Annotated in this window: 18 protein-coding genes; 11 read left to right on the top strand and 7 right to left on the bottom strand. The window is 69.7% G+C overall.

Features of this window, described 5'->3' with window-relative positions; translation table 11 throughout:
• The first annotated feature begins 49 nt into the window (after window positions 1-49).
• Together ACT9AS_RS09185 and ACT9AS_RS09180 are read left to right on the top strand one after the other, a co-directional pair.
• Window positions 50-742 (top strand): Fe2+-dependent dioxygenase, encoded by a 693-nt coding sequence (locus tag ACT9AS_RS09185; RefSeq protein ID WP_445099845.1) that lies wholly within the window; start codon window positions 50-52, stop codon window positions 740-742.
• Window positions 742-3,303: a PepSY domain-containing protein gene (locus tag ACT9AS_RS09180; RefSeq protein ID WP_445099844.1), complete on the top strand. Its 2,562-nt coding sequence runs from the start codon at window positions 742-744 to the stop codon at window positions 3,301-3,303. Before ACT9AS_RS09185 ends, ACT9AS_RS09180 begins: the two co-directional genes overlap by 1 nt.
• Window positions 3,304-3,325: 22 nt before the next feature.
• On the opposite strand, the gene ACT9AS_RS09175 is transcribed toward ACT9AS_RS09180, so the two are convergent.
• Both ACT9AS_RS09175 and ACT9AS_RS09170 read right to left on the bottom strand, forming a co-directional pair.
• The gene (locus ACT9AS_RS09175; protein WP_445099843.1) at window positions 3,326-3,916 is read right to left on the bottom strand and encodes a HutD family protein; all 591 of its coding nucleotides are present in this window, start codon (window positions 3,914-3,916) and stop codon (window positions 3,326-3,328) included.
• 197 nt (window positions 3,917-4,113) lie between these two features.
• The gene (locus ACT9AS_RS09170) at window positions 4,114-4,413 is read right to left on the bottom strand and encodes a helix-hairpin-helix domain-containing protein (RefSeq protein WP_445099842.1); all 300 of its coding nucleotides are present in this window, start codon (window positions 4,411-4,413) and stop codon (window positions 4,114-4,116) included.
• Window positions 4,414-4,607: 194 nt separating this feature from the next.
• On the opposite strand from ACT9AS_RS09170, the gene ACT9AS_RS09165 reads away from it, so the two are divergent.
• Both ACT9AS_RS09165 and ACT9AS_RS09160 read left to right on the top strand, forming a co-directional pair.
• Complete coding sequence (locus ACT9AS_RS09165; RefSeq protein ID WP_445099841.1) at window positions 4,608-6,113, top strand: M20/M25/M40 family metallo-hydrolase; 1,506 nt, start codon at window positions 4,608-4,610, stop codon at window positions 6,111-6,113.
• Window positions 6,114-6,172: 59 nt separating this feature from the next.
• Window positions 6,173-6,436 carry a GlsB/YeaQ/YmgE family stress response membrane protein gene (locus ACT9AS_RS09160; RefSeq protein WP_445099840.1) on the top strand — a complete coding sequence of 88 codons (264 nt, stop codon included), beginning with the start codon at window positions 6,173-6,175 and terminating at the stop codon, window positions 6,434-6,436.
• A gap of 72 nt (window positions 6,437-6,508) precedes the next feature.
• Here ACT9AS_RS09160 and cysN read toward each other — a convergent pair whose 3' ends face one another.
• A complete protein-coding gene (cysN, locus tag ACT9AS_RS09155) occupies window positions 6,509-8,413 on the bottom strand; it encodes a sulfate adenylyltransferase subunit CysN (protein WP_445099839.1) in 1,905 nt (634 codons plus the stop codon).
• 8 nt (window positions 8,414-8,421) lie between these two features.
• Window positions 8,422-9,333, bottom strand: coding sequence for a sulfate adenylyltransferase subunit CysD (gene cysD / locus ACT9AS_RS09150; RefSeq protein WP_445099838.1), 912 nt, complete (start codon window positions 9,331-9,333; stop codon window positions 8,422-8,424).
• A gap of 151 nt (window positions 9,334-9,484) precedes the next feature.
• On the opposite strand from cysD, the gene ACT9AS_RS09145 reads away from it, so the two are divergent.
• The 3 genes from ACT9AS_RS09145 to ACT9AS_RS09135 are packed head-to-tail and all read left to right on the top strand — an operon-like array spanning window position 9,485 to window position 13,804.
• Window positions 9,485-11,299, top strand: a complete 1,815-nt coding sequence (locus ACT9AS_RS09145) for an assimilatory sulfite reductase (NADPH) flavoprotein subunit (RefSeq protein WP_445099837.1) — start codon at window positions 9,485-9,487, stop codon at window positions 11,297-11,299.
• A gap of 1 nt (window position 11,300) precedes the next feature.
• Entirely contained in the window at window positions 11,301-13,034 is a 1,734-nt protein-coding gene (gene cysI / locus ACT9AS_RS09140; protein WP_445099836.1) for an assimilatory sulfite reductase (NADPH) hemoprotein subunit, read from the top strand.
• Window positions 13,031-13,804 (top strand): phosphoadenylyl-sulfate reductase, encoded by a 774-nt coding sequence (locus ACT9AS_RS09135; protein ID WP_445099835.1) that lies wholly within the window; start codon window positions 13,031-13,033, stop codon window positions 13,802-13,804. Before cysI ends, ACT9AS_RS09135 begins: the two co-directional genes overlap by 4 nt.
• Window positions 13,805-13,867: 63 nt before the next feature.
• Here ACT9AS_RS09135 and ACT9AS_RS09130 read toward each other — a convergent pair whose 3' ends face one another.
• Entirely contained in the window at window positions 13,868-14,854 is a 987-nt protein-coding gene (locus ACT9AS_RS09130; protein ID WP_445099834.1) for a LysR family transcriptional regulator, read from the bottom strand.
• A gap of 251 nt (window positions 14,855-15,105) precedes the next feature.
• Here ACT9AS_RS09130 and cysG point away from each other — a divergent pair, with 251 nt between their 5' ends.
• From cysG to murU, 4 genes are read left to right on the top strand one after another with little or no spacing between them, the layout of a single operon-like run.
• Complete coding sequence (gene cysG / locus ACT9AS_RS09125) at window positions 15,106-16,563, top strand: siroheme synthase CysG (RefSeq protein WP_445099833.1); 1,458 nt, start codon at window positions 15,106-15,108, stop codon at window positions 16,561-16,563.
• A gap of 53 nt (window positions 16,564-16,616) precedes the next feature.
• Window positions 16,617-17,594, top strand: coding sequence for a cysteine synthase A (gene cysK / locus ACT9AS_RS09120; protein ID WP_445099832.1), 978 nt, complete (start codon window positions 16,617-16,619; stop codon window positions 17,592-17,594).
• 56 nt (window positions 17,595-17,650) lie between these two features.
• Window positions 17,651-18,667 carry a phosphotransferase gene (locus ACT9AS_RS09115; protein ID WP_445099831.1) on the top strand — a complete coding sequence of 339 codons (1,017 nt, stop codon included), beginning with the start codon at window positions 17,651-17,653 and terminating at the stop codon, window positions 18,665-18,667.
• A 13-nt stretch (window positions 18,668-18,680) separates the two neighbouring features.
• Window positions 18,681-19,421, top strand: coding sequence for an N-acetylmuramate alpha-1-phosphate uridylyltransferase MurU (gene murU / locus ACT9AS_RS09110; protein WP_445099830.1), 741 nt, complete (start codon window positions 18,681-18,683; stop codon window positions 19,419-19,421).
• 92 nt (window positions 19,422-19,513) lie between these two features.
• On the opposite strand, the gene hda is transcribed toward murU, so the two are convergent.
• Window positions 19,514-20,242 carry a DnaA regulatory inactivator Hda gene (hda, locus tag ACT9AS_RS09105; RefSeq protein WP_445099829.1) on the bottom strand — a complete coding sequence of 243 codons (729 nt, stop codon included), beginning with the start codon at window positions 20,240-20,242 and terminating at the stop codon, window positions 19,514-19,516.
• Window positions 20,239-21,387 (bottom strand): AI-2E family transporter, encoded by a 1,149-nt coding sequence (locus tag ACT9AS_RS09100; RefSeq protein ID WP_445099828.1) that lies wholly within the window; start codon window positions 21,385-21,387, stop codon window positions 20,239-20,241. Before ACT9AS_RS09100 ends, hda begins: the two co-directional genes overlap by 4 nt.
• Window positions 21,388-21,401: the final 14 nt, after the last annotated feature.

Raw genomic sequence — 21,401 nt, 5'->3', positions numbered from 1 at the left:
GGACGCCTTCCCGCTGCGGGGAGGCGTCCGTGTGTTCAAGGAGAACCCCATGCTGTTGCACGTCCCCGCCGTCCTCGACCCCGGACAGCTCGCGCACTTCCGGCAGGCGCTGGATGGCGCCGACTGGACCGACGGCAAGCAAACCGTCGGCCCGCAGGGCGCGAAGGTCAAGCGCAACCTGCAACTGCCGGAAGCCTCGCCGCTGCGCGCGCAACTGGGCGAAGCGGTGCTGGCCGCGCTGGCCGCGAGTCCGTTGTACTTCTCCGCGGTATTGCCGGCACGGACGTTGCCGCCGCGCTTCAACCGGTACGAAGGTGGCGGCCAGTACGGCTTCCATGTCGATGGCTCGGTGATGGCGATGGCGGTTCCGCCCGGTTCGCCACCGGTAAACCTGCGCACCGACGTCTCGTGCACGCTGTTCCTGTGCGAGCCCGACGAGTACGACGGCGGCGAGCTGATCATCAACGACACCTACGGCGAGCACGAGGTCAAGCTGCCCGCCGGCGACCTGATCGTGTATCCGTCCAGCAGCCTGCACCGGGTCGCGCCGGTGACGCGCGGTGCGCGGCTGGCATCGTTCTTCTGGGTGCAGAGCCTGGTCCGCGACGACAGCCAACGCCAGATGCTGTTCGAGATGGACGCATCGATCCAGGCACTGACCGCTTCCAATGCCGACCCGGAGGCCGTGCTGCGGCTGACCGGCGTCTACCACAACCTGTTGCGCCGCTGGGCGGAGACCTGATGTCGAGTTCAACCTTGTCCAACCTCACCTTCCGCAACGCGGTATTCCAGGTCCACTGGCTGCTCGGCATCACCGCCGGCGTGGTGCTGGCGCTGGTCGGCTTCACCGGCGGCATGCTCAGCTTCGAGGATGAGCTGCTCAAGGCGCTCAACCCCGGGGTGATGACGGTCGAACCCCGTGGCGCGGCGCTGTCGCCCGAAGTCCTGATCGAGCGCGTGCGCGCGCAACGGCCGGACGATGCGATCGCCTCGCTGCAACTGTCGAACGAGCCGGACGACAGCGCCGTGGTGGGCTTCGCGGCGAAGGACGGCGGTCGCCGCGGCAAGCGCGTGCACGTCGACCCGTATGACGGCCAGGTGCTGGCCGAGCCCCGCTACAAGGAATTCTTCAGCGTCACGATGCGGCTGCACCGCTGGCTGGTTGCCGACGACGTCGGCAAGCAGATCGTCGGTGCCTCCACCGTCATCCTGGTGTTCTTCTGCCTGTCGGGCCTGTACCTGCGCTGGCCGCGCCGCTGGGGCAGCCTGCGCACCTGGCTGGGACTGGACTGGCGGCAGAAGGGCCGCAACTTCCTGTGGCACCTGCATTCGGTGGTCGGCACCTGGGTGCTGGTGGCGTACCTGGTGATGGCGCTGACCGGCCTGTGGTGGTCCTACGGCTGGTATCGCGATGCGGTCAACGACTGGGCCGGCCGGCAGGAGCGCGCACAGCCACGCGAAACCGCCGATCGCGGCACCCCGCCGCCGCTCGACATCGACTCGGCCTGGCAGGCGTTCAACGACAGGGCACCGGCCTGGAGCACGGCCACCCTGGGTTGGCCGAAAGGCGACGAGCCGTTGAGCTTCCGCTACCTCGACGCCGACCCCGCCCACGAGCGTGCGCGCAACGAACTGCAACTGGACCGCTGGAACTTCGACGTGGTCGCGCACCAGCGTTACGACGATGGCACGTGGCGGCAGAAGATCGGCGCCAGCATGTTCGCGCTGCATCGCGGCAGCTTCTTCGGCACCGGCGGCGTGGTGGTGTTCATGCTGGCCAGCCTGCTGATGCCGCTGTTCACCATTACCGGCTGGATGCTCTACCTCGACCGCCGGCGCAAACAGCGCGCGGCCAAGGCACTGGCGCGCAGCGTCGATGCGGGCGTTCCGTCGGCAGCGGACACCACCACTGCCGACGCCATCCTGATCGCCCACGCCAGCCAGACCGGCACCGCCGAACGGCTGGCCTGGCTGACCGCCGCCGCCCTGCAGGAAGCCGGTTGCGCGGTCGAGGTCCAGCCGCTGGGCAAGGTCGAGCCGTCCGCCCTCGCCGACGGTCGCCGTGCGTTGTTCGTCGTGTCGACCTTTGGCGAAGGTGAGGCACCGGACGCCGCGCGCGCGTTCGTCCGGAAGATGCGTGGCGACGCGTCCTCGCTGTCGGGTTTGCACTACGGCGTGCTTGCGCTCGGCGACCGCGAGTATGGCGACAGCTATTGCGGCTTCGGCCGCGCACTCGACCAGTGGCTCCACCACGCGGGCGCGCGCCCACTGTTCGACCGCATCGAGGTCGATGGCGACGACGCCGGCGCATTGCGCCACTGGCAACACCACATCGGCCAACTGGGCGGCCGCGGCGACCTGCCCGACTGGAGCGCACCGCAGTACGGCCAATGGCGGCTGGTCGAGCGCCGCTTGCTCAACGCCGGCAGTCCCGGTGGACCGGCCTTCCATCTCGCGCTCGTGCCCGAGGTCGCCGCCGACATGGACTGGCAGGCCGGCGACATCGCCGAGGTCGGCCCGCGCCACGCGGCGGCGACCGTCACCGCGTGGCTGGCCGACGGCGACCTCGACGGCGATGCGCGGGTGCAATGCGACGACCGCACCGACACCCTCGCCGCCGTCGTCGCCCGCTCGCAGCTTCCCGCGGCCGACAGCGTGCGAGGCCGCACGCCGCAGCAGCTCGCCGAAATGCTCAAGCCGCTATCGCATCGCGAATACTCGATCGCCTCGCTGCCGGACGACGGCAGCCTGCAGTTGCTGGTCCGGCAGATGCGCACGCCCGACGGCCGGCTCGGCAGCGGCAGCGGCTGGCTGACAGACCACGCGGCGCTCGATGGCGCCGTCGACCTGCGCATCCGCAGCAATCCATCCTTCCATCCACCGGCTGACGACCGCCCGGTGCTGCTGGTCGGCAACGGCACCGGCCTGGCCGGCCTGCGCGCGGTGCTGAAGGCGCGTATCAAGGCCGGCCAGCACCGCAACTGGCTGGTGTTCGGCGAGCGCAGCGCCGCGCACGACGGCTTCCATCGCGACGAGATCGAACGCTGGCGCGACGCCGGGCAGCTGCAACGGCTCGACCTGGTGTACTCGCGCGACCAGGCACAGCGCCGCTACGTCCAGCACCTGCTGGGCGAGGTCGCCGACGACCTGCGCCAGTGGATCGGCGACACCGGCGCCATCTACGTCTGCGGCAGCCTCGAAGGCATGGCTCCCGCGGTGGATGCGGTGCTTGCGGATATTTTCGGCGTGGAAGCTCTGGAAGCGATGGCGGCCGACGGAAGGTACCGGCGCGACGTGTACTGAGGCGAAGCGTGCCGGGGGACGGTCAGCGCGGCGCGATGCGGATCAGCAGCGCCTCGCCGCCGCCCTCGAGCACGTGACGCAGGCGATCCTCGCCCGCCGCGAGGATCGCGGTGTCGCCGGTCGCCATTGCCGGCAGGCCGGAGTCGTCGGCAAACCGCGCCTGCCCGGCGACCAGGTGCACCGCCCAGGTCGATCGCGGTTCGGCGAAGATCACCATCGGCCCCACCAGTGGCCGGTGCCACAGATCGGCCTGCACGCGGTCGCGCCGCCACATCAGGTTGAAGTCGTGGGTGAGGCCGTCGACCAGTTCGCCGGTGACCGCGCGCTCACCGGCAAACCGGTGGCTGTCGTGCGGCGGCTGCAACTCGACCGTCCCGCCATCGTCGAACCGCAGGCGCAACCCGTTGCCCGCCAGCAGCACCAGTTCGCGGTCGATGCCGGGAAACGTCGAGAACGCCGCGTCGCGCTCGATCTCGGCGATCGACAGGCGCCAGTCCCAGTCGTCGGCATCGCCGCTGCGGCAGATCTCGCGGGTCCAGCCAAGCTGGTTGCGCCAGCGCTCGCGGCGGTACTCGTTGGCGGGGATGACGCGCGAGCCGGGGACGACACTCATGGGCGGACTATCCGGTGGAGTGCGGCCAGTCTAGCGACGCGCTTTTCATACGCGCAGAAAAGGTGCCGACCACCGCGGATCCTTCCGTGGTGGCCGGCGCACATCCATGTCCGGGAAACTCCCGATGTCCCCTGGGCGTCCAGCCCGTGTCCGCGGATCGGGGCGTCGGGCAGGTAGCATGCCCGGGCCCGTCCGCTTTACTTGCCCTTCTTGCCCTTGCTGGCGGCACCACCCACGACGATCCGGTCGCGGTTCTTCTCGATCGTGCTCAGGCCGATGCCCTTGACCATCGCCAGCTGCTCGGCGCTGCGGAACGCGCCGTTGGCTTCGCGGTAATCGACAATGGCCTTGGCCTTGGACGGGCCGACATTGACCAGCACCTCGTCGAGGGTGGCGGCATCGGCGGTGTTGATGTTGACCTTGTCGGCAGCGAATGCGGAGCCGGCGAACAGCAGCGACAGCAGCAGCGAGCGGGCGACGACGGAAAGCGATTTCATGGGAACTCCTTGGGGAAGTTGATTTCGGTTCCGGCGGGCAATCCTTTGCCGGTGAGCAAAGTTTCCGCTCCCGCAACCTCGTCGCCCATTGGCCAAACCTCCATCCGCGTGCCGGAGGATGTCGCGGCGTCGTGTAGGAAAAGCCCTACGACGCAGCGCTACAATGGCTTTCTTTGCATTTGGAGATCCCGCCCATGGCTGCCAGCACGTTCGATTCCGCGCTTGTCGAGAGCTTCGTGGGGGGCAAGTGGGACGACGAGATCGTTCCGCAACTGGTGGATTACATCCGCATCCCCAACAAGTCGCCGATGTTCGACGCCGACTGGGTCGAGCACGGCTACATGGAGCAGGCCGTCACCTTGATGGAAACCTGGGCGAAGGCGCAGCCGATCGCCGGGATGCAGGTCGAGGTGGTCCGGCTGGAAGGCCGCACCCCGCTGATCTTCGTCGACATCCCGGCCGCCAATGGCGGCAGCGACGAGGACCCGGTGCTGCTGTATGGCCACCTCGACAAGCAGCCGGAGATGACCGGCTGGGACGACGACCTCGGCCCGTGGAAGCCGGTGATCAAGGGCGACCGGCTGTACGGCCGTGGCGGCGCCGACGACGGCTACGCGATCTTCGGTTCGCTGACCTCGATCCTGGCGCTGCAAAAGCAGGGCCTGCCGCATGCGCGCTGCGTGATCCTGATCGAGGCCTGCGAGGAGTCCGGCAGCTACGACCTGCCGGCCTACGTCGACCACCTCGCCGGCCGCATCGGCAAGCCGTCGCTGGTGGTCTGCCTGGACTCGGGCTGCGGCAACTACGAGCAGCTGTGGTGCACCACCTCGCTGCGCGGCCTGGCTGGCGGCAACTTCACGGTGAAAGTGCTCGACGAAGGCGTGCACTCGGGCGATGCGTCCGGCGTGGTGCCGTCGAGCTTCCGCCTGCTGCGCCAGCTGCTGTCGCGGCTGGAGGACGAGGACACCGGCCGGATCATCGTCGAGGGCCTGCACGTCGAGGTCCCCGCCGAGCGGCTGGAGCAGGCGCGCAAGTGCGCCGAGGTGCTCGGCAGCGCGGTGTTCGACAAGTTCCCGCTGCTCGACGGCATGCAGCCGATGAGCGATGACCTCGGCGAGCTCGTGCTCAACCGCACCTGGCGGCCGGCGCTGTCGGTGACCGGCATCGACGGCATCCCGCCGCTGGCGTCGGCCGGCAACGTGCTGCGCCCGCATACCGCGGTCAAGCTGTCGCTGCGGCTGCCGCCGACGCTGGACGGCAAGAAGGCCGGCGAGATCCTCAAGCGCACCCTGCTCGACAACCCGCCCAACGGCGCCCATGTCGAACTGGAGCTGGAGAAGTCCTCGACCGGCTGGAACGCGCCAGCGCAGTCGCCGTGGCTGAGCCAGGCGATCGAGGACGCCAGCCAGGCGTTCTTCGGCAAGCCGGCGATGTACATGGGCGAAGGCGGCTCGATCCCGTTCATGGGCATGCTCGGCGAGAAGTTCCCCGGCGCGCAGTTCATGATCACCGGCGTGCTGGGTCCGCACTCCAACGCGCACGGCCCCAACGAGTTCCTGCACATCCCGATGGGCAAGCGGGTCACCGCCTGCGTCGCCCACGTGATCGCCGCCCACCACCAGGCCGGCCAGCGCGGCGAGACCACCGGCGTGGCGGCCGCGGCCAGCACCCAGGAGCGCGGCGAGCACGGTTGCTGCTAGTGCGGGAGCGCTTGCTGCTAGGATCGGACCGCGGTACCAACCAAGGCTGAGGAGCAATCATGTTCGATGGCATTCTGGGGTACATCATCGGCGGCGCCGTGATCGGCGTCCTCGCACGTTTCTTCAAGCCCGGCGCCGACCCGATGGGCTGGATCATGACGATCCTGCTCGGCATCGTCGGCGCGGTCGCCGGCGGTTACATCGCCGACATGCTCGGAGTCTCCAACCGGTTCATGGTGTGGGTGATCGCGATCATCGCGGCGATCATCCTGCTCGCCATCTACCAGATGGTCACCGGCAAGAAGGTCGACCGGCCGGGCTGACCGTCCTGCCCTGCGTCAGGCTCGATCCAGACACCCCGGCTCCGGCCGGGGTGTCTTCGTTGAGGGCCCGCATCAGGCGCCCGGCGTGCGCAGCAGGCGCTCGACCACCGCGGTGGCATTGGCCTCCGCATCCCCGGCTACCGTGTCGAGCACCAGCTCGGCCGCCAGCGGCGCCTCGTACGGCGACTCGATCCCGGTGAAGTTGCGGATCCCGCCCGCCCGCGCCTTGGCGTACAGACCCTTGACGTCGCGCTGCTCGGCGACCTCCAACGGGGTATCGACGAACACCTCGAGGAACTCGCCCTCGGCGAACATCCCGCGCGCCATGTCACGCTCCGCGCGGAACGGCGAGATGAAGCTGACCAGCACGATCAGGCCGGCATCGACCATCAGCCTGGCGACCTCGGCGACCCGGCGGATGTTCTCCACCCGGTCGGCATCGGTGAACCCCAGGTCCTTGTTGAGGCCGTGGCGGACGTTGTCGCCATCGAGGATGTAAGTGTGGTGGCCCTGCGCCAGCAGGCGCTTCTCGACCAGGTTGGCGATGGTCGACTTGCCCGAGCCGGACAGGCCGGTGAACCACAGGCACCTGGGTTGCTGGTGCTTGATCCGGGCGCGCGCGGCCTGGTCGACGTCGACGTGCTGCCAGTGGATATTGCCGGCGCGGCGCAGCGCGAACGCCAGGGTGCCGGCGGCGACGGTGGCGTTGCTGGTCCGGTCGATCAGGATGAACCCGCCCAGCGCGTGGTTGTCGGCATAGGGCTCGAACGCGATCGACTGGTCCAGCATCAGGTTGCAGAACGCGACCTCGTTGAGGTCCAGCTGCTTGGCCGCCAGATGGTCCTGGGTGTTGACGTCGACCCGGTGCTTGATCTCGGTGACCTGCGCGCCGACGGTGCGGCTGCCGATCCTGAGCCAGTACGGCCGGCCCGGCAGCAGCGGCTGCCCGCCCAGCCACAGCAGGTGCGCGGCGAACTGGTCGGCGACCTCGGGCAGGTCGGTGGCGGCGGCGATGACGTCGCCACGGCTCACGTCGATCTCGTCGGCCAGGGTCAGGGTGACCGCGCGGCCCGGCGCGGCCTGGTCGAGGTCGCCATCGGCGGTGACGATCGCGGCGACCCTGCTGCGCTGTCCCGACGGCAGCACCGCGATCTCGTCGCCGACGGCAACGGGTGCGCCCAGCACGCTGCCGGCGAAACCGCGGAAGTTCTGGCTGGGGCGGCACACCCACTGCACCGGCAGGCGGAAGCCGCGCGCGCCGGACTCGCGGCCGGCGCCGGGCGGCCCGACCTCGACCTGCTCCAGTTGCTCCAGCAGCGACGGCCCGCGGTACCACGGCGTGGCCTCCGAGGGCCCGAGCATGTTGTCGCCCTGCAGCGCCGACACCGGGATGCAGGTCACCCCGGTGATGCCGAGCTGGCCGGCCAGCTCGCGGTAACCGGCGGCGATGGCCTCGAAGGTCGCCTCGTCGTAGTCGACCAGGTCCATCTTGTTGACCGCCAGCACCACGTGGCGGATGCCCAGCAGCGAGACGATGTAGCTGTGGCGGCGGGTCTGGGTCAGCAGGCCCTTGCGCGCGTCGACCAGCACGATGGCGAGGTCGGCCGTGGACGCGCCGGTGGCCATGTTGCGGGTGTACTGCTCGTGTCCCGGGCAGTCGGCCACGATGAACTTGCGCTTTTCCGTGCCGAAGAACCGGTAGGCCACGTCGATGGTGATGCCCTGCTCGCGCTCGGCGGCCAGGCCGTCGACCAGCAGCGCGAAGTCGATCCCGTCGCCCTGGGTACCGTGCCGCCGGCTGTCGGCTTCGAGCGCCGCCACCTGGTCGTCCAGCAGCAGTCGGGTGTCGTGCAGCAGGCGGCCGATCAGGGTGCTCTTGCCGTCGTCGACGCTGCCGCAGGTGATGAAGCGCAACAGGCTTCTGGTCTCGTGCTGCTGCAGGTACGCGGCGACGTCGGCGCGGGCGTTGTTGCTCATGGCATCCATCAGAAGTAGCCCTCCTGCTTTTTCTTTTCCATCGAGGCGGAGGCATCCTGGTCGATCACCCGGCCCTGGCGCTCGGACGTGGTCGACACCAGCATCTCGGCGATGATTTCCTCCAGGGTTTCGGCGTCCGACTCGATCGCGCCGGTCAGCGGGTAGCAGCCCAGGGTGCGGAAGCGGACCTTCTTCATGGTCGGCTTTTCACCCGGACGCAGCGGCAGGCGTTCGTCATCGACCATGATCAGGGCGCCGTCGCGCTCCACCACCGGGCGCTTGCGGGCGAAGTACAGCGACGGCACCGCGATGTTCTCGCGGAAGATGTAGAGCCAGACATCCAGCTCGGTCCAGTTGGAGATCGGGAACACCCGTACCGACTCGCCCTTGTGGATACGGGTGTTGTAGAGGTTCCACAGTTCGGGCCGCTGCGACTTCGGGTCCCACCGGTGCTGCGGGTTGCGGAAGCTGAAGATGCGTTCCTTGGCCCGCGACTTCTCCTCGTCGCGGCGGGCGCCGCCGATCGCGGCATCGAACTGCCATTTGTCCAGCGCCTGCTTCAACGCCTGGGTCTTCATGACGTCGGTGTGGACGGTGGCGCCGTGGCTGACCGGCCCGATGCCCTGGGCGACGCCATCGGGATTGGTATGCGTACGCAGCTCCACCCCGGCCTCATGCGCACGGCGGTCGCGGAAGGCGATCATCTCGCTGAACTTCCAGCCGGTATCGACGTGCAGCAGCGGGATCGGCGGCCGGGCCGGGTAGAACGCCTTGAGCAGCAGGTGCAGCAGCACCGAGCTGTCCTTGCCGACCGAGTACATCATCACCGGGTTCTGGAACTCGGCCGCCACCTCGCGAAGGATGTGGATGCTTTCGGCTTCGAGCCGGTCGAGGTGGTCGAGCTGGTCGGGGGCGGTCATGGCACAGGGGCGGATCTGGATGAGGCCCGCAGTATCAAAACCGGCACCGGGCGGTGGAACTGGGGAAATCGCATAAGTGGATAACCGGCAATCCTTTCCGCTGCCGGCAGCCGGTATCTAGGCTCGCTTCATCCAGTATCCGAGCCCCGTCATGTCCGCCGCTGCCCCGATCCCGATTTCCCTGCTGTCGCCCGGCAAGGCCGAACTGCTGCACCGGCTGACCGATGACCTGGCCGGCACCGAACTGTGGTGGCTTTCGGGCTACGCCGCGGGGCTGGCCCGCGGGCATGCGCTGCCGGCAGCCGCAACCGCGCCGGTCGAAACCGTCGGCACCGATACGCCGTCGACGACGGTGCTGTATGGCAGCCAGACCGGCAATGCCAAGCGCCTCGCGGAAAAGCTGGTGCACCAGCTGGAAGCCCGCGGCGTGCCGGTGCGCTTGCTGCGCGCCGATGGCTACCCCACCCGCGAGTTGAAGGACGAGCGCCAGCTGTTCGTGGTGATCAGCACCCAGGGCGATGGCGAGCCGCCGGACGACGCGCGGGCGCTGGTCGAGTTCATCGTCGGCAAGCGCGCGCCGAAGCTGCCGCAACTGCGCTTCGCCGTGCTGGGGCTGGGCGACTCCAGCTATCCGCAGTTCTGCTCGATCGGCCGCCAGCTCGACACGCGGCTAGCCGAGCTTGGAGCCATCCGCGTGTTCGACCGCGGCGACGCCGACCTCGACATCGACAGCGTGGCGAATCCGTGGCTGTCGAAGGCGGTCGAGGCCGCGGCCGAACTGCAACCGGCCCGCGCACCCAGCGCCACCGTCACCGCATTGCGGCCGATGGCGCCGGCGTTCGACCGCGACACCCCGTTCGCGGCCGAAGTGCTCGCCAACCAGCGCCTCACTGCCCGCGCCGGGCCGCGCCACCGCAGCGATCGCGACATCCGTCATGTCGAACTGTCGCTGGAAGGTTCGGGCCTGCACTACGAGCCCGGCGACGCGCTCGGGGTGTGGCCGCGCAACCCGCCGGCGCTGGTTGCCGCCGTGCTCGACACCCTGGGCCTCGACGGCGACACCGCGGTCAGCCATGGCGGCGACGAGCGCCCGCTGGCCGAATGGCTGGGCGGCAGGCGCGAGGTGACCCGCCTCACCCGGCCGTTCTTCGCCGCCCATGCCGCCCTCACCGGCAGCGAACCTCTCGAGCGCTTGCTGCAGCCGGACAACGCGGCGGAACTGACCGCATTGCTGGGCGAGCAGCAACTGCTCGACCTGCTGCGCGCCTACCCCGGCCAGTGGAGTGCGGAGGCGCTGGTCGCCGCGCTGCGACCGCTGGCTCCGCGCATGTATTCGATCGCTTCGAGCCGGAAGGCGGTCGGCGACGAGGCCCACCTGACCGTCGCCCACATCGAGTACGCCTTCGCCGGCGAAACCCGCTGGGGCGCGGCCTCGCACTTCCTCGCCTCGCGCACCGACGACGACCGGGTGCCGGTCTTTATCGAGCACAACGAGCGCTTCCGGCTGCCGGCCGACCCCTCGCGTGACGTCGTCATGATCGGGCCCGGTACCGGCGTCGCGCCGTTCCGCGGGTTCGTCCAGGAGCGCACCAACATCGGCGCCGGCGGTCGCAACTGGCTGCTGTTCGGCAACCCGCATTTCCGCACCGATTTCCTCTACCAGTCCGAGTGGCAGCAAGCACTCAAGGACGGCCAGCTGCACCGGCTCGACCTCGCGTTTTCGCGCGACCAGGCCGACAAGATCTACGTGCAGCAGCGCCTGCTTGAACACGGCCGCGAGTTGTATGCGTGGCTCGACGGCGGCGCGCACCTGTACGTCTGCGGCGACGCCACCCGTATGGCCAAAGATGTCCATGCCGCGCTGATCGATGTCATCGCCGAACACGGTGGCAAATCGCGCGAGGACGCCGAGTCACACCTCAACGAAATCCAGCAACAGGGGCGCTACGCCCGGGACGTGTACTGACATGGGCAGCCATTCCGTCGAAGAGATCAAGCTCGCAAGCCGTGGCCTGCGCGGCAGCCTGGCCGAGTCGCTCGCCGACGCGGCCACCGGCGGCCTGCGCGACGACGACAAGGTGCTGATGAAGTTCCATGGCAGCTACCAGCAGGACGACCGCGACCTGCGCGAGGAGCGCCGCCTCGCCAAGCTCGAGCCCGCGCACAGCTTCATGATCCGCACCCGTACCCCGGGCGGCGTGCTGACGCCGGAGCAGTGGCTCAAGCTCGACCGTATCGCCACCACCTATGCCGAGCGCGGCTTCCGCATCACCACCCGGCAGACGTTCCAGTTCCACGGCATCGTCAAGAGCGAGCTGAAGGCGACGATGCGGGTGATCCACGACGCGGTGCTCGACACCATCGCCGCCTGCGGTGACGTCAACCGCAACGTCGTCATCGCCACCAACCCGCAGCAGTCGGCATTGCATGCGCAGGTCTACGCGCAGGCGACCGCGGTGGCCGGCCACCTGCTGCCGCGTACCCGCGCCTGGTACGAGACCTGGCTCGACGAGGAACGCGTCGCCGGCACCAACGAGGTGGAGGAGCCGATCTACGGCAAGGCCTACCTGCCGCGCAAGTTCAAGATCGGTTTCGCGATCCCGCCGTACAACGACATCGACGTGTTCGCGCAGGACCTGGGCTTCATCGCGATCATCGAGCCCGACGCCGCCGGCAACGACGTGCTGGCCGGTTACAACGTCGCCATCGGCGGCGGCATGGGCGCGACCCATGGCGACCCGGGCACCTACCCGCGGGTCGCCGACGTGATCGGCTTCATCGCCCCCGACCGGGTGACTGCATTGGCCGAGGCGGTGATGGCCACCCAGCGCGACCTCGGCAACCGCGAGCTGCGCAAGCACGCGCGCTTCAAGTACACGATCGACGACCACGGCCTGGAGAAGATCAAGGCGGAAATCGAGCAACGCGCCGGCTTCGCGCTGGCGCCGCCGCGGCCGTTCGCGTTCGCCCACAACGGCGACCGTTTCGGCTGGGTCGATGCCGCCCCCGATGGTGAAAGCAACGGTGATGTCGCGCGCGCGCACCTGACCCTGCGGATCCTGTCCGGCCGCATCGTCGACAACGACGAGGCAAACCACCTGAGCGGTCTGCGCGCGATCGCCGCGCTGCTGCCGGACGACGCCCGGTTCCGGCTGACGCCGAACCAGAACCTGATCATCGCCAACGTGCCGGCGGCATTGCGCGACAGGATCGATGCGCTGGTCGCGCAATACGCGCTCGACGGCTACCTCACCGCCAGTCCATTGCGCCGCAACGCGCTGGCCTGCGTCGCGCTGCCGACCTGCGGCCTGGCGATGGCGGAGTCCGAGCGCTACCTGCCGCATGTCCTGGATACCTTCGAGGCGTTGCTGGCCACCCACGGGCTGATCGATGTCCCGATCAACCTGCGCCTGAGCGGCTGCCCCAACGGCTGCTCGCGCCCCTACCTGGGCGAGATCGCACTGATCGGCAAGGCGCCGGGCCGCTACAACCTCATGCTCGGCGCCGACCACCGCGGCGAACGTCTCAACACGCTGTACCGGGAGAACGTCGACGAGGCCGGCATCCTCGCCGCGCTCGACCCGTTGCTGGCGGACTACGCGGCGGCGCGCGAGCCCGACGAGGGTTTCGGCGACTACCTGGTGCGCAGCGGAGTGGTGGCACCGCCGCCGCGGCGGATCGCGATCGAGGTGCAATCATGACCGTGACCGCAACCGCGCCCGTCGCCGAATCCGCTTCCACCCGCTCGCCCGGCACGCCATCGACAACCTCCGCGCGTGCGCTGCGCGAGGTCAACCACTGGCTGGCCGGACGCAGTGCCGAGCAGCGCATCGCCTGGGCGCTCGAAAACGTACCCGGCCCGCATGCACTGTCGTCGAGCTTCGGCGCGCAGGCCGCGGTATCGCTGCACATGGCGACGCGGCTTGCCCCGGACCTGCCGGTGATCCTGGTCGACACCGGTTACCTGTTCCCGCAGACCCGGAGCTTCGCTGCGGAACTGCGCACACGGCTCGGCCTGAACCTGCGGACCTACCGTCCCGACCCCGCCCGCGCCTGGACCGAGGCCGAGGTCGCCGGCCTCGACCGCGCCGGCATCGACGGCCTCGACCGCTACAACCGGGTGCACAAGGTCGAACCGATGCGACGCGCGTTGCGCGAGCTGGGGGTGAACACCTGGATCGCCGGATTGCGCCGCAGCCAGTCCTCCAGCCGCGCCGCGATCGACATCCTCGAACGCCGCGACGGCCGCTGGAAACTGCATCCGCTGGCGGACTGGAACGACCGCGACATCTGGCAGTACCTGCAGCGCCACGACCTGCCGTACCACCCGCTGTGGCACGAGGGCTATGTCTCCATCGGCGATACCCACAGCACCCGCCGCCTGCAGCCGGGCATGCGCGAGGAAGACACGCGCTTCTTCGGCCTGAAGCGCGAATGCGGCCTGCACTTCGACGCGCAGACCACGACGTAAAAGCACGGGGCGCGGTATCAGCCGCGCCCCGTGGATCCATTCCTTCGATGTATTGGCCGGCAATCAGACCGTGATCGGCTGGCTCAACTCCACCCAGCTCGGCGCCTGCGGCCAGTCCGCCGGCTGGTTGCCTTCAACCACCCGGCGCAGGTCGCGCGGGTCGATCTGCGGCGCCAGCGCATGCAGCAGTTCCAGGGCGTACTCGCGTAGCACCCGCGCGCGCGGGATGACCGCCCATGTCACGCATTCGGGCAGGCTCGGCGGTGCCGGCAGCGCCCGCAGGTCGTCGTCGGCGCCGACGCCCAGCGCCATCTCGGCCAGTACGCCGACGCCCAGCCCGGCGCGCACGTAGGTCTTGATCAGGTCGGCGTCGCGCGCGGTCATCGCCAGTTGCGGTTCCAGCCCGGCATGGGCGAAGGTGCGCCGCAGCGACGAGTCCGGCCGCACCGAGGATTCGTAGCTGACCAGCGGCAGCGCGGCCAGTTCGGCCAGACTCGGCGCCCGGTCCAGCTTGGCCAGCGCATGCGAAAGCGGCACCAGCACCCGGCGCTGCCAGCGGAACAGCGGCACCGCCAGCCCACCCTCGGGCGCGCTGCCCGACGTGCTGACGATGGCGAGGTCGGCCTGGCCGTGCGCGACCTGTTCCATCACCTCGCCTTCGGCCGCGGCCTGCAGGTGGACCGTGACGCGGGGAAACGCGCGCTTGATCCGGGCGATCGCGGCCGGCAGCACGAAGCGGGCCTGGGTGTGGGTGGTCGCCAGCACCAGCTCGCCGACGTGCTCGCCGCGCTGGTTGGCGGCCAGGCTGCGGATGTTCGCCGCCTCAGCCAGCACCCGCCGCGCATGCGCCAGCACGCGGCCGCCGGCAGGCGAGACCTTTTCGAGGCTGCGGCCCTTGCGCACGAACAACTGGAAGCCAAGCTCGTCCTCAAGTTGCTTGAGCTGCTTGGACAGGCCCGGCTGGGTCGCATGCACGCGCTCGGCGGCCTGGGTGATGTTGAGGCCTGAGTCGGCGATGGCCACCAGATAACGCAACTGGGTCAAGGTCATGATCGGGACGTCCAGGGCGGGGGAGAGGCGGTGCAGGTGCCAAGGGCGCGGCGAAAACAACGGAGAATCGGCTTGATCGTCTGCATATCTATCGCTCCATTCGGATACAGGGATTTATAACCTACACCGGGTTCGCGTGGGCATCCAGCACTTATGCCATTGCGCCATGCCGGCAGAGGTGGCGGTCATTTCCGTGGGCACGTCGCGGTCGGTAGCGTCGACCGTCCATTCCCGCCTTCCGCATCGCAGCCATGACCGTCGCTCCGCCATCACCGGCTTCATCGCCATTGCTGTTCCCGCTGTTCGCCGACCTGCGCGAACGCCGGGTGCTGGTGGTCGGTGGCGGCGCGGTGGCCCGGCGCAAGGTCGCCGCGCTGCTGGAGGCCGGCGCCCGGGTCACCGTTGGCGCCCCGCAACTCGACCTGGCGCTGGCCGAGTGGGCGACGCAGGGCCGGATCGAGCACAGGTCCGGCCGCTTCGATCCGAACTGGCTCGACCGGATGTGGCTGGTGATCGCCGCCACCGACCACGGCCCCAGCAACCGCGCGGTCGCGACCGCCGCCGACGCGCGGCGGATCTGGGTCAACGTGGTCGACGATGCCGGGCTGTCGAGCTTCCAGGTGCCGGCGCGGGTGGAGCGCGGACCGTTGCAGATCGCGATCTCCAGCGGCGGCGGCGCACCGATGCTGGCGCGCGCGTTGCGCGAGCGCCTGGAGCGCCAGCTCGACGAATCGCTCGGCGCGCTGGCCACGCTGCTGACACGCCACCGCCAGCGCATTCGCGCCCGCTTTGACGACATCGGGGCACGACGGCGGTTCTTCGACCGCGTGCTGGCCGGCCCGCTGTCGGGGTTGCTGCGCCGCGGCGACCACGAGGCCGCCGAACTGGAATTCGACCGGGCACTGGCCGCCGCGACACCGCGTCCGGCAGGCTCGGTCGCACTCGTCGGCGCCGGCCCCGGCGACCCGGGCCTGCTGACCCTGCGCGCGTTGCGCCTGCTCAACGAGGCCGACGTGATCCTGCACGACCGCCTCGTCAGCGCCGACGTGCTGGCACTGGTACGCCGCGACGCGGAACAGATCGAGGTCGGCAAGCAGGCCGGCAACCACCACACCACCCAGGACGGCATCCACGCACTGATGCTGGAACACGCCCGCGCCGGCAGGCGCGTGGTGCGCCTGAAGGGCGGCGACCCGTTCGTGTTCGGCCGTGGCGGCGAGGAGTTGCAGGTCCTGCGCGAGCACGGGATCGATTACGAAGTGGTGCCCGGCATCACCGCCGCCGTTGCCTGCGCCGCGTATGCCGGCGTTCCGCTGACCCACCGCGACCACGCCCAGTCGGTGCGGCTGCTCACCGCGCACTGCAAGGACTCGCACGACACCCTCGAGTGGGCCGGACTCGCTGCCGGGCGGCAGACGCTGGCGGTCTACATGGGCGTTTCCGCGCTGGCGGACTTCGGCACGCGCCTCATCGCCCACGGCCGCCATCCGGCGACGCCGTTCGCGCTGGTCGAGAACGGCTCGAGGCCGGACCAGCGGGTGGTCACCGGCCACCTCGCCAACCTCGCCGACACGGCCCGCATGCATGACGTGCAATCGCCCGCGCTGCTGATCGTCGGCGAAGTCGCCGGCCTGGCCGAGCGGTTGCACTGGTTCGGAGCCGCACCGCTGTCCGGCGCGACCGCAGCTCCGCTGGCACACGCCGCGTAGGCGCCGCGCTCAATCCCAACTCCACCCCATTCTCACCCACAAGGGGACCTCACATGGCCATCCACGAAAGCATCCTCGACACCATCGGCTCCACCCCGATCGTCCGCCTCAACCGCGTCGCTCCCGACCACGTCTCGCTGTACGCCAAGGTCGAGTCGTTCAACCCCGGCGGTTCGGTCAAGGATCGGCTGGCGATCGCGATCATCCTCGATGCCGAACGCAGCGGCGCGCTCAAGCCCGGCCAGACGGTGGTCGAGGCGACCTCGGGCAACACCGGCGTGGCCCTGGCCATGGTCTGCGCGGCGCGCGGCTACCCGTTCGTGGCGGTGATGACCGAGACCTTTTCGGTCGAGCGGCGCAAGCTGATGCGTGCCTATGGCGCCAGGGTGATCCTGACCTCGGCCGCCGAACGCGGCGTCGGCATGGTCCACCGCGCCGCCGAACTCGCCGAAAAACACGGCTGGTTCCTCGCCAGCCAGTTCCAGAACCCGGCCAACCCCGCGTGGCACCGGCAGACCACCGCACCGGAAATCCTGCTGGATTTCGCCGGGCGCCAGCTGGACTACTTCGTCAGCGGCTGGGGCACCGGCGGCACCCTGACCGGGACCGGCGAAGTGCTCAAGGCGGCCCGCCCGCAGCTGCAGGTCATCGCCGCCGAGCCGGCGGTCGCGTCGCTGCTGGCCGGCAAGGAATGGCAGCCGCACAAGATCCAGGGCTGGACGCCGGACTTCGTGCCGGCGGTGCTGGACGCCTCGATCGCCGACCGCGTTCTCCCGATCGACGACACCGTCGCCCGCGACACCGCGCGTCGCCTCGCCACCGAGGAGGGGCTGTTCGTCGGCCTGTCGGCCGGTGCGACGGTCGCCGCCGCATTGCGGGTCGCCGAACAGGCACCGCGCGGCTCGGTGCTGCTGGCGATGCTGCCCGACACCGGCGAGCGCTACCTGTCGACGTTCCTGTTCGAAGGCGTCGCCGAAGGCTCCGACGACGCCTGGCTGGAATCGCTGGAGGATGAGCGCGTGGTGGCCTGAGGCCTCGCCGTCCCGGTAACCTGTGGGCCCTGCGGCCGATGCCGCCCGGAGCCTGCATGACCCAGCCTGTTGACTGCGCCGATCGCGCCACGGCGCGCCTGTCCTGGGCCCGCGCCACCACCGGTGACGCCGGGCTCGGGCTTGTCCGCGCCTCGTTCGATGCCGGCTTTCGCAGCTACTGGCGCACCAGCGCCGGCGACGCGCCCGGCGCGCCCACCCTGATCGTGATGGACTCGCCGCCGGACAAGGAGGACGTCCGTCCCTGGCTGCGGATCCGCGAGTTGCTCGAAAGCGCGGGCGTCCGGGTGCCCGAGGTGCTGGCGGCCGACGTCGAAGGCGGCTTCCTGCTGCTTGAAGACCTGGGCGTCGACACCTTCCTGCAGGTGATCGACAGCGACAACGCCGACGTCCTGTTCGATACAGCGATCGACCAGTTGCTCAGGCTGCAGGCGCTGCCCTGCCCCGCCGACCTGCCGGCCTACAACGAGGCCATGCTGGCCTTCGAGTTGCGCCTGTTCGACGAGTGGTACCTCGGCCGCCACCTCGGCGTGGCGCTCGACTGCGGCGAACTGGAGGCACTGGACCTCGCCTACCGTCATCTGGTCGACGCCGCGCTCGCGCAGCCGCAGGTGTTCGTGCATCGCGACTTCATGCCGCGCAACCTGATGCCGGTACCCGGCAACCCCGCCGATGGACCGGCGGTGCTCGACTTCCAGGGCGCGGTGCGCGGCCCGATCGCCTACGACCCGCTCAGCCTGTTCAAGGACGCATTCCTGAGCTGGCCCGAGACACGGGTCGACGGATGGCTGGACCGTTACCACGCCCGCGCCCTGGCCGCCGGGCTGCCGGTGCCGGCGCTCGCCCCCTTCCGCCGCGACGCGGACCTGGTCGGCATCCAGCGCCACCTCAAGATCCTGGGGATATTCGCGCGCCTGCATCATCGCGACGGCAAGCCGAAGTACCTGGTCGACGCGCCGCGCTTCGTCGCCTATCTCGACGCGGTGCTGCCGAAATATCCCGAACTCGCGCCGCTGGCCGCGATCATCGACCGCCACGTGCGGCCGGCGCTTTGATGAAGGCGACGGCATGAAAGCACTCGTCCTTGCCGCCGGCCTCGGCGAACGCATGCGGCCGCTGACCGACCGCACGCCCAAGCCGTTGCTGGAAGCCGGTGGCAAACCACTGATCGCCTGGCACCTGGAAAAGCTGGCGGCACGGGGCGTGCGCGACGTCGTGGTCAACACCAGCTGGCTGGCCGACCAGTTCCCGCCAGCGCTCGGCGACGGCTCGCGCTGGGGCCTGCGACTGCATTTTTCATACGAAGGCCCCAGCCCGCTGGAAACCGGCGGCGGCATGCATCACGCGCTGGGCCTGCTGCGCGACGCCGCGGCGCCCGACGCGCCGTTCATCGCGGTCAACGGCGACATCTGGACCGACTACGACTTCGCGTCGCTGCCCGACGACCCCGCCGGCGCCGCCCACCTCGTGATGGTGGACAACCCCGCGCACCACCCCGCCGGCGACTTCGCGCTGGACGACGGCGGCCGGCTCGCGGTGGAAGGCGAATCGCGACTCACGTTCGCCGGCATCGGGCTGTACCGGCCATCGTTGCTGGCCGACTGGAAACAGGTCATCGGTGCGGACGAGGACACCGGGCGGCAGCCGCCGCGTTTCAAGCTGGCGCCGTTGCTGCGCGCGGCGATGTCGCGTGGGCAGGTCGGTGGCGAACACCATCGCGGCCGCTGGACCGACGTCGGCACGCCGCAGCGGCTGGCCGAGCTGGACGAGTCGCTGCGCCACGCCGCGCGATATCGGGGCCCCGTGTAGGAGCGACGTAAGTCGCGATCGCACGGCGATCCCGGGCATCAGTGAAATCGCGACTTACGTCGCTCCTACAGCGGAACCGGTTTTCACCGTTCTCATCCCAGCAACTGCCGCAGGAACGGCACGGTAATCCGCCGCTGGGCCGCCAGCGACGCGCGATCAAGCCGGTCCAGCAACGCGGTCAGCCCGGCCATGTCGCGCTCCACCCGCTTCAGCAGCCAATCCAACGCGGTCTCCTCCAGCACCCAGCCGCGCCGCCGCGCACGCTGGCGAAGCACCTCGCGGCGGCCCTGCTCGTCGAGTGGCTGCAGGTTGATCCGGCTGCATTGCGACAGCCGCGAACGCAGGTCGGGCAACCAGGCACCCAGCGCGTCGGGCGTCGGGCGGGCGGCGTAGATGATCCGGCTGCCTGCCGCGCGCGCGCGGTTGTGCGCGTCGAACAGGGCGATCTCGTCGTCACGGTTCCCGGCAACCGCCTCCAGCCCGTCCAGCGCCAGCAGATGGTTGCCTTCCAGCGCATGCAACGCCTCGCCCAGGCGACCCGCCGCGGCGGTCAGCGGCAGGTAGGCCGCACGCCGTCCCGAAGCCTCGGCAGCGGCACAGGTCGCAAGCAGCAGGTGGGTCTTGCCGACGCCGGCGGGACCGGCCAGGTACAGCCAGTCCCCGCTGCCGCCTTCAGCCAATGCCCGCAACTGCTCGATGGCGCCCGCGGCGGCGTCGACAAAGGTGTCCAGACGCTGGTCGGGGGGGTAGCGCAATGCCAGCGGCAATTGCGGCCCGGGCGACGCGGGCGTCGACCGGTGCCCGGGCGCGTCCGGTTTCACTCGCCTTCCGGTTCGCGCGGATACGTGCCCGCCGCGCCGCCCATGACGATCGCCGGCTGTTCGCCGGCGTACAGCCGGCTGTGGGTGTAACGCTCCTGCGCATAACGCAGCAGCACGTTGGCGATCGCGGCCACCGGCAGCGCCAGCAGCATGCCGAGGAAGCCGAACAGCTGCCCACCGGCCAGCACCGCGAAGATCACCGCGACCGGGTGCAGCCCGATGCGGTCGCCGACCAGCTTGGGCGTCAGCCAGTAACTCTCGATCACCTGGCCGAGGCCGAACACCACGAGCACGCCCGCGACGTGTTGCCAGTCGCCGAACTGCACGAGCGCGGCGATGCAGCCGAGGATGATGCCGCTGGCGGGCCCCACGTACGGTACGAACGTCAACAGGCCGGCGATGATGCCGATCAGGATCCCCAGGTCGAGGCCGACACCCCACAGCCCGACGCCATACATCACCCCGAGGATCAGCATCACCAGGAACTGGCCACGCAGGAACCCGCCGAGCACCTCGCTGGACTCGCGCGCCAGGCGGCTGGTGGTGGCCAGGTGGTCGCGCGGCACCAGCGATGCCACGCGGGCGACCAGCAGGTCCCAGTCGCGCAGGAAGAAGAACGTGATGATCGGCAGCAGCGCGACGTTGGCGACCAGCGCCAGCAGCGCGAAACCCGAGCGCGACATGTAGCCCAGCAGGGTGGATGCGACACCGCCGGCGCGCTCCCAGTTGTCGCGGACCAGGTCGATCAGGCTGCCGATGTCGAGCCAGCGGGTCAGCTCGATGCCGGTGCGGGCCTCGGCCCACGGCAGCGCGGTCTGCATGAACCAGGCCCGGTATTTCGGCATCGACAGGACCAGGGTGTGGATCTGGTCCTCGATGGTGGGTACCAGCAACACCAGCGCCAGGATCACCAGCAATGCCATCGCGGTGAACACGAGGGCGACCGCGGCGTTGCGCGAGCGACCGGCTCGTTGCAGCTTGTCGGCCAGCGGGTCGCCCAGCCACGCCAGCATCGCGGCCAGCACGAAAGGCGTCAGGATCGGCGCCAGCAGCCACAGCAGCCAGCACAGCCCCAGGCCGAGTGCGGTCCATTGCAGGCGCCGGAGAAACCGGGCGATGTCGTCCAGCGGATGGTTACGGTCCATCGATACGGATTCCT

It is taken from the genome of Lysobacter sp. F60174L2, assembly GCF_052547135.1.
Note: the sequence above shows the minus strand (reverse complement) of the source record. Positions and strands in the feature narration are given on the sequence as shown.

Bases quoted from the DNA above. Each gene is read 5' to 3' on its own strand.
- ACT9AS_RS09185 (WP_445099845.1), top strand. From the start codon at position 50: ATGCTGTTGCACGTCCCCGCCGTCCTCGACCCCGGACAGCTCGCGCAC.
- ACT9AS_RS09180 (WP_445099844.1), top strand. From the start codon at position 742: ATGTCGAGTTCAACCTTGTCCAACCTCACCTTCCGCAACGCGGTATTC.
- ACT9AS_RS09175 (WP_445099843.1), bottom strand. From the start codon at position 3,916: ATGAGTGTCGTCCCCGGCTCGCGCGTCATCCCCGCCAACGAGTACCGC.
- ACT9AS_RS09170 (WP_445099842.1), bottom strand. From the start codon at position 4,413: ATGAAATCGCTTTCCGTCGTCGCCCGCTCGCTGCTGCTGTCGCTGCTG.
- ACT9AS_RS09165 (WP_445099841.1), top strand. From the start codon at position 4,608: ATGGCTGCCAGCACGTTCGATTCCGCGCTTGTCGAGAGCTTCGTGGGG.
- ACT9AS_RS09160 (WP_445099840.1), top strand. From the start codon at position 6,173: ATGTTCGATGGCATTCTGGGGTACATCATCGGCGGCGCCGTGATCGGC.
- cysN (WP_445099839.1), bottom strand. From the start codon at position 8,413: ATGAGCAACAACGCCCGCGCCGACGTCGCCGCGTACCTGCAGCAGCAC.
- cysD (WP_445099838.1), bottom strand. From the start codon at position 9,333: ATGACCGCCCCCGACCAGCTCGACCACCTCGACCGGCTCGAAGCCGAA.
- ACT9AS_RS09145 (WP_445099837.1), top strand. From the start codon at position 9,485: ATGTCCGCCGCTGCCCCGATCCCGATTTCCCTGCTGTCGCCCGGCAAG.
- cysI (WP_445099836.1), top strand. From the start codon at position 11,301: ATGGGCAGCCATTCCGTCGAAGAGATCAAGCTCGCAAGCCGTGGCCTG.
- ACT9AS_RS09135 (WP_445099835.1), top strand. From the start codon at position 13,031: ATGACCGTGACCGCAACCGCGCCCGTCGCCGAATCCGCTTCCACCCGC.
- ACT9AS_RS09130 (WP_445099834.1), bottom strand. From the start codon at position 14,854: ATGACCTTGACCCAGTTGCGTTATCTGGTGGCCATCGCCGACTCAGGC.
- cysG (WP_445099833.1), top strand. From the start codon at position 15,106: ATGACCGTCGCTCCGCCATCACCGGCTTCATCGCCATTGCTGTTCCCG.
- cysK (WP_445099832.1), top strand. From the start codon at position 16,617: ATGGCCATCCACGAAAGCATCCTCGACACCATCGGCTCCACCCCGATC.
- ACT9AS_RS09115 (WP_445099831.1), top strand. From the start codon at position 17,651: ATGACCCAGCCTGTTGACTGCGCCGATCGCGCCACGGCGCGCCTGTCC.
- murU (WP_445099830.1), top strand. From the start codon at position 18,681: ATGAAAGCACTCGTCCTTGCCGCCGGCCTCGGCGAACGCATGCGGCCG.
- ACT9AS_RS09100 (WP_445099828.1), bottom strand. From the start codon at position 21,387: ATGGACCGTAACCATCCGCTGGACGACATCGCCCGGTTTCTCCGGCGC.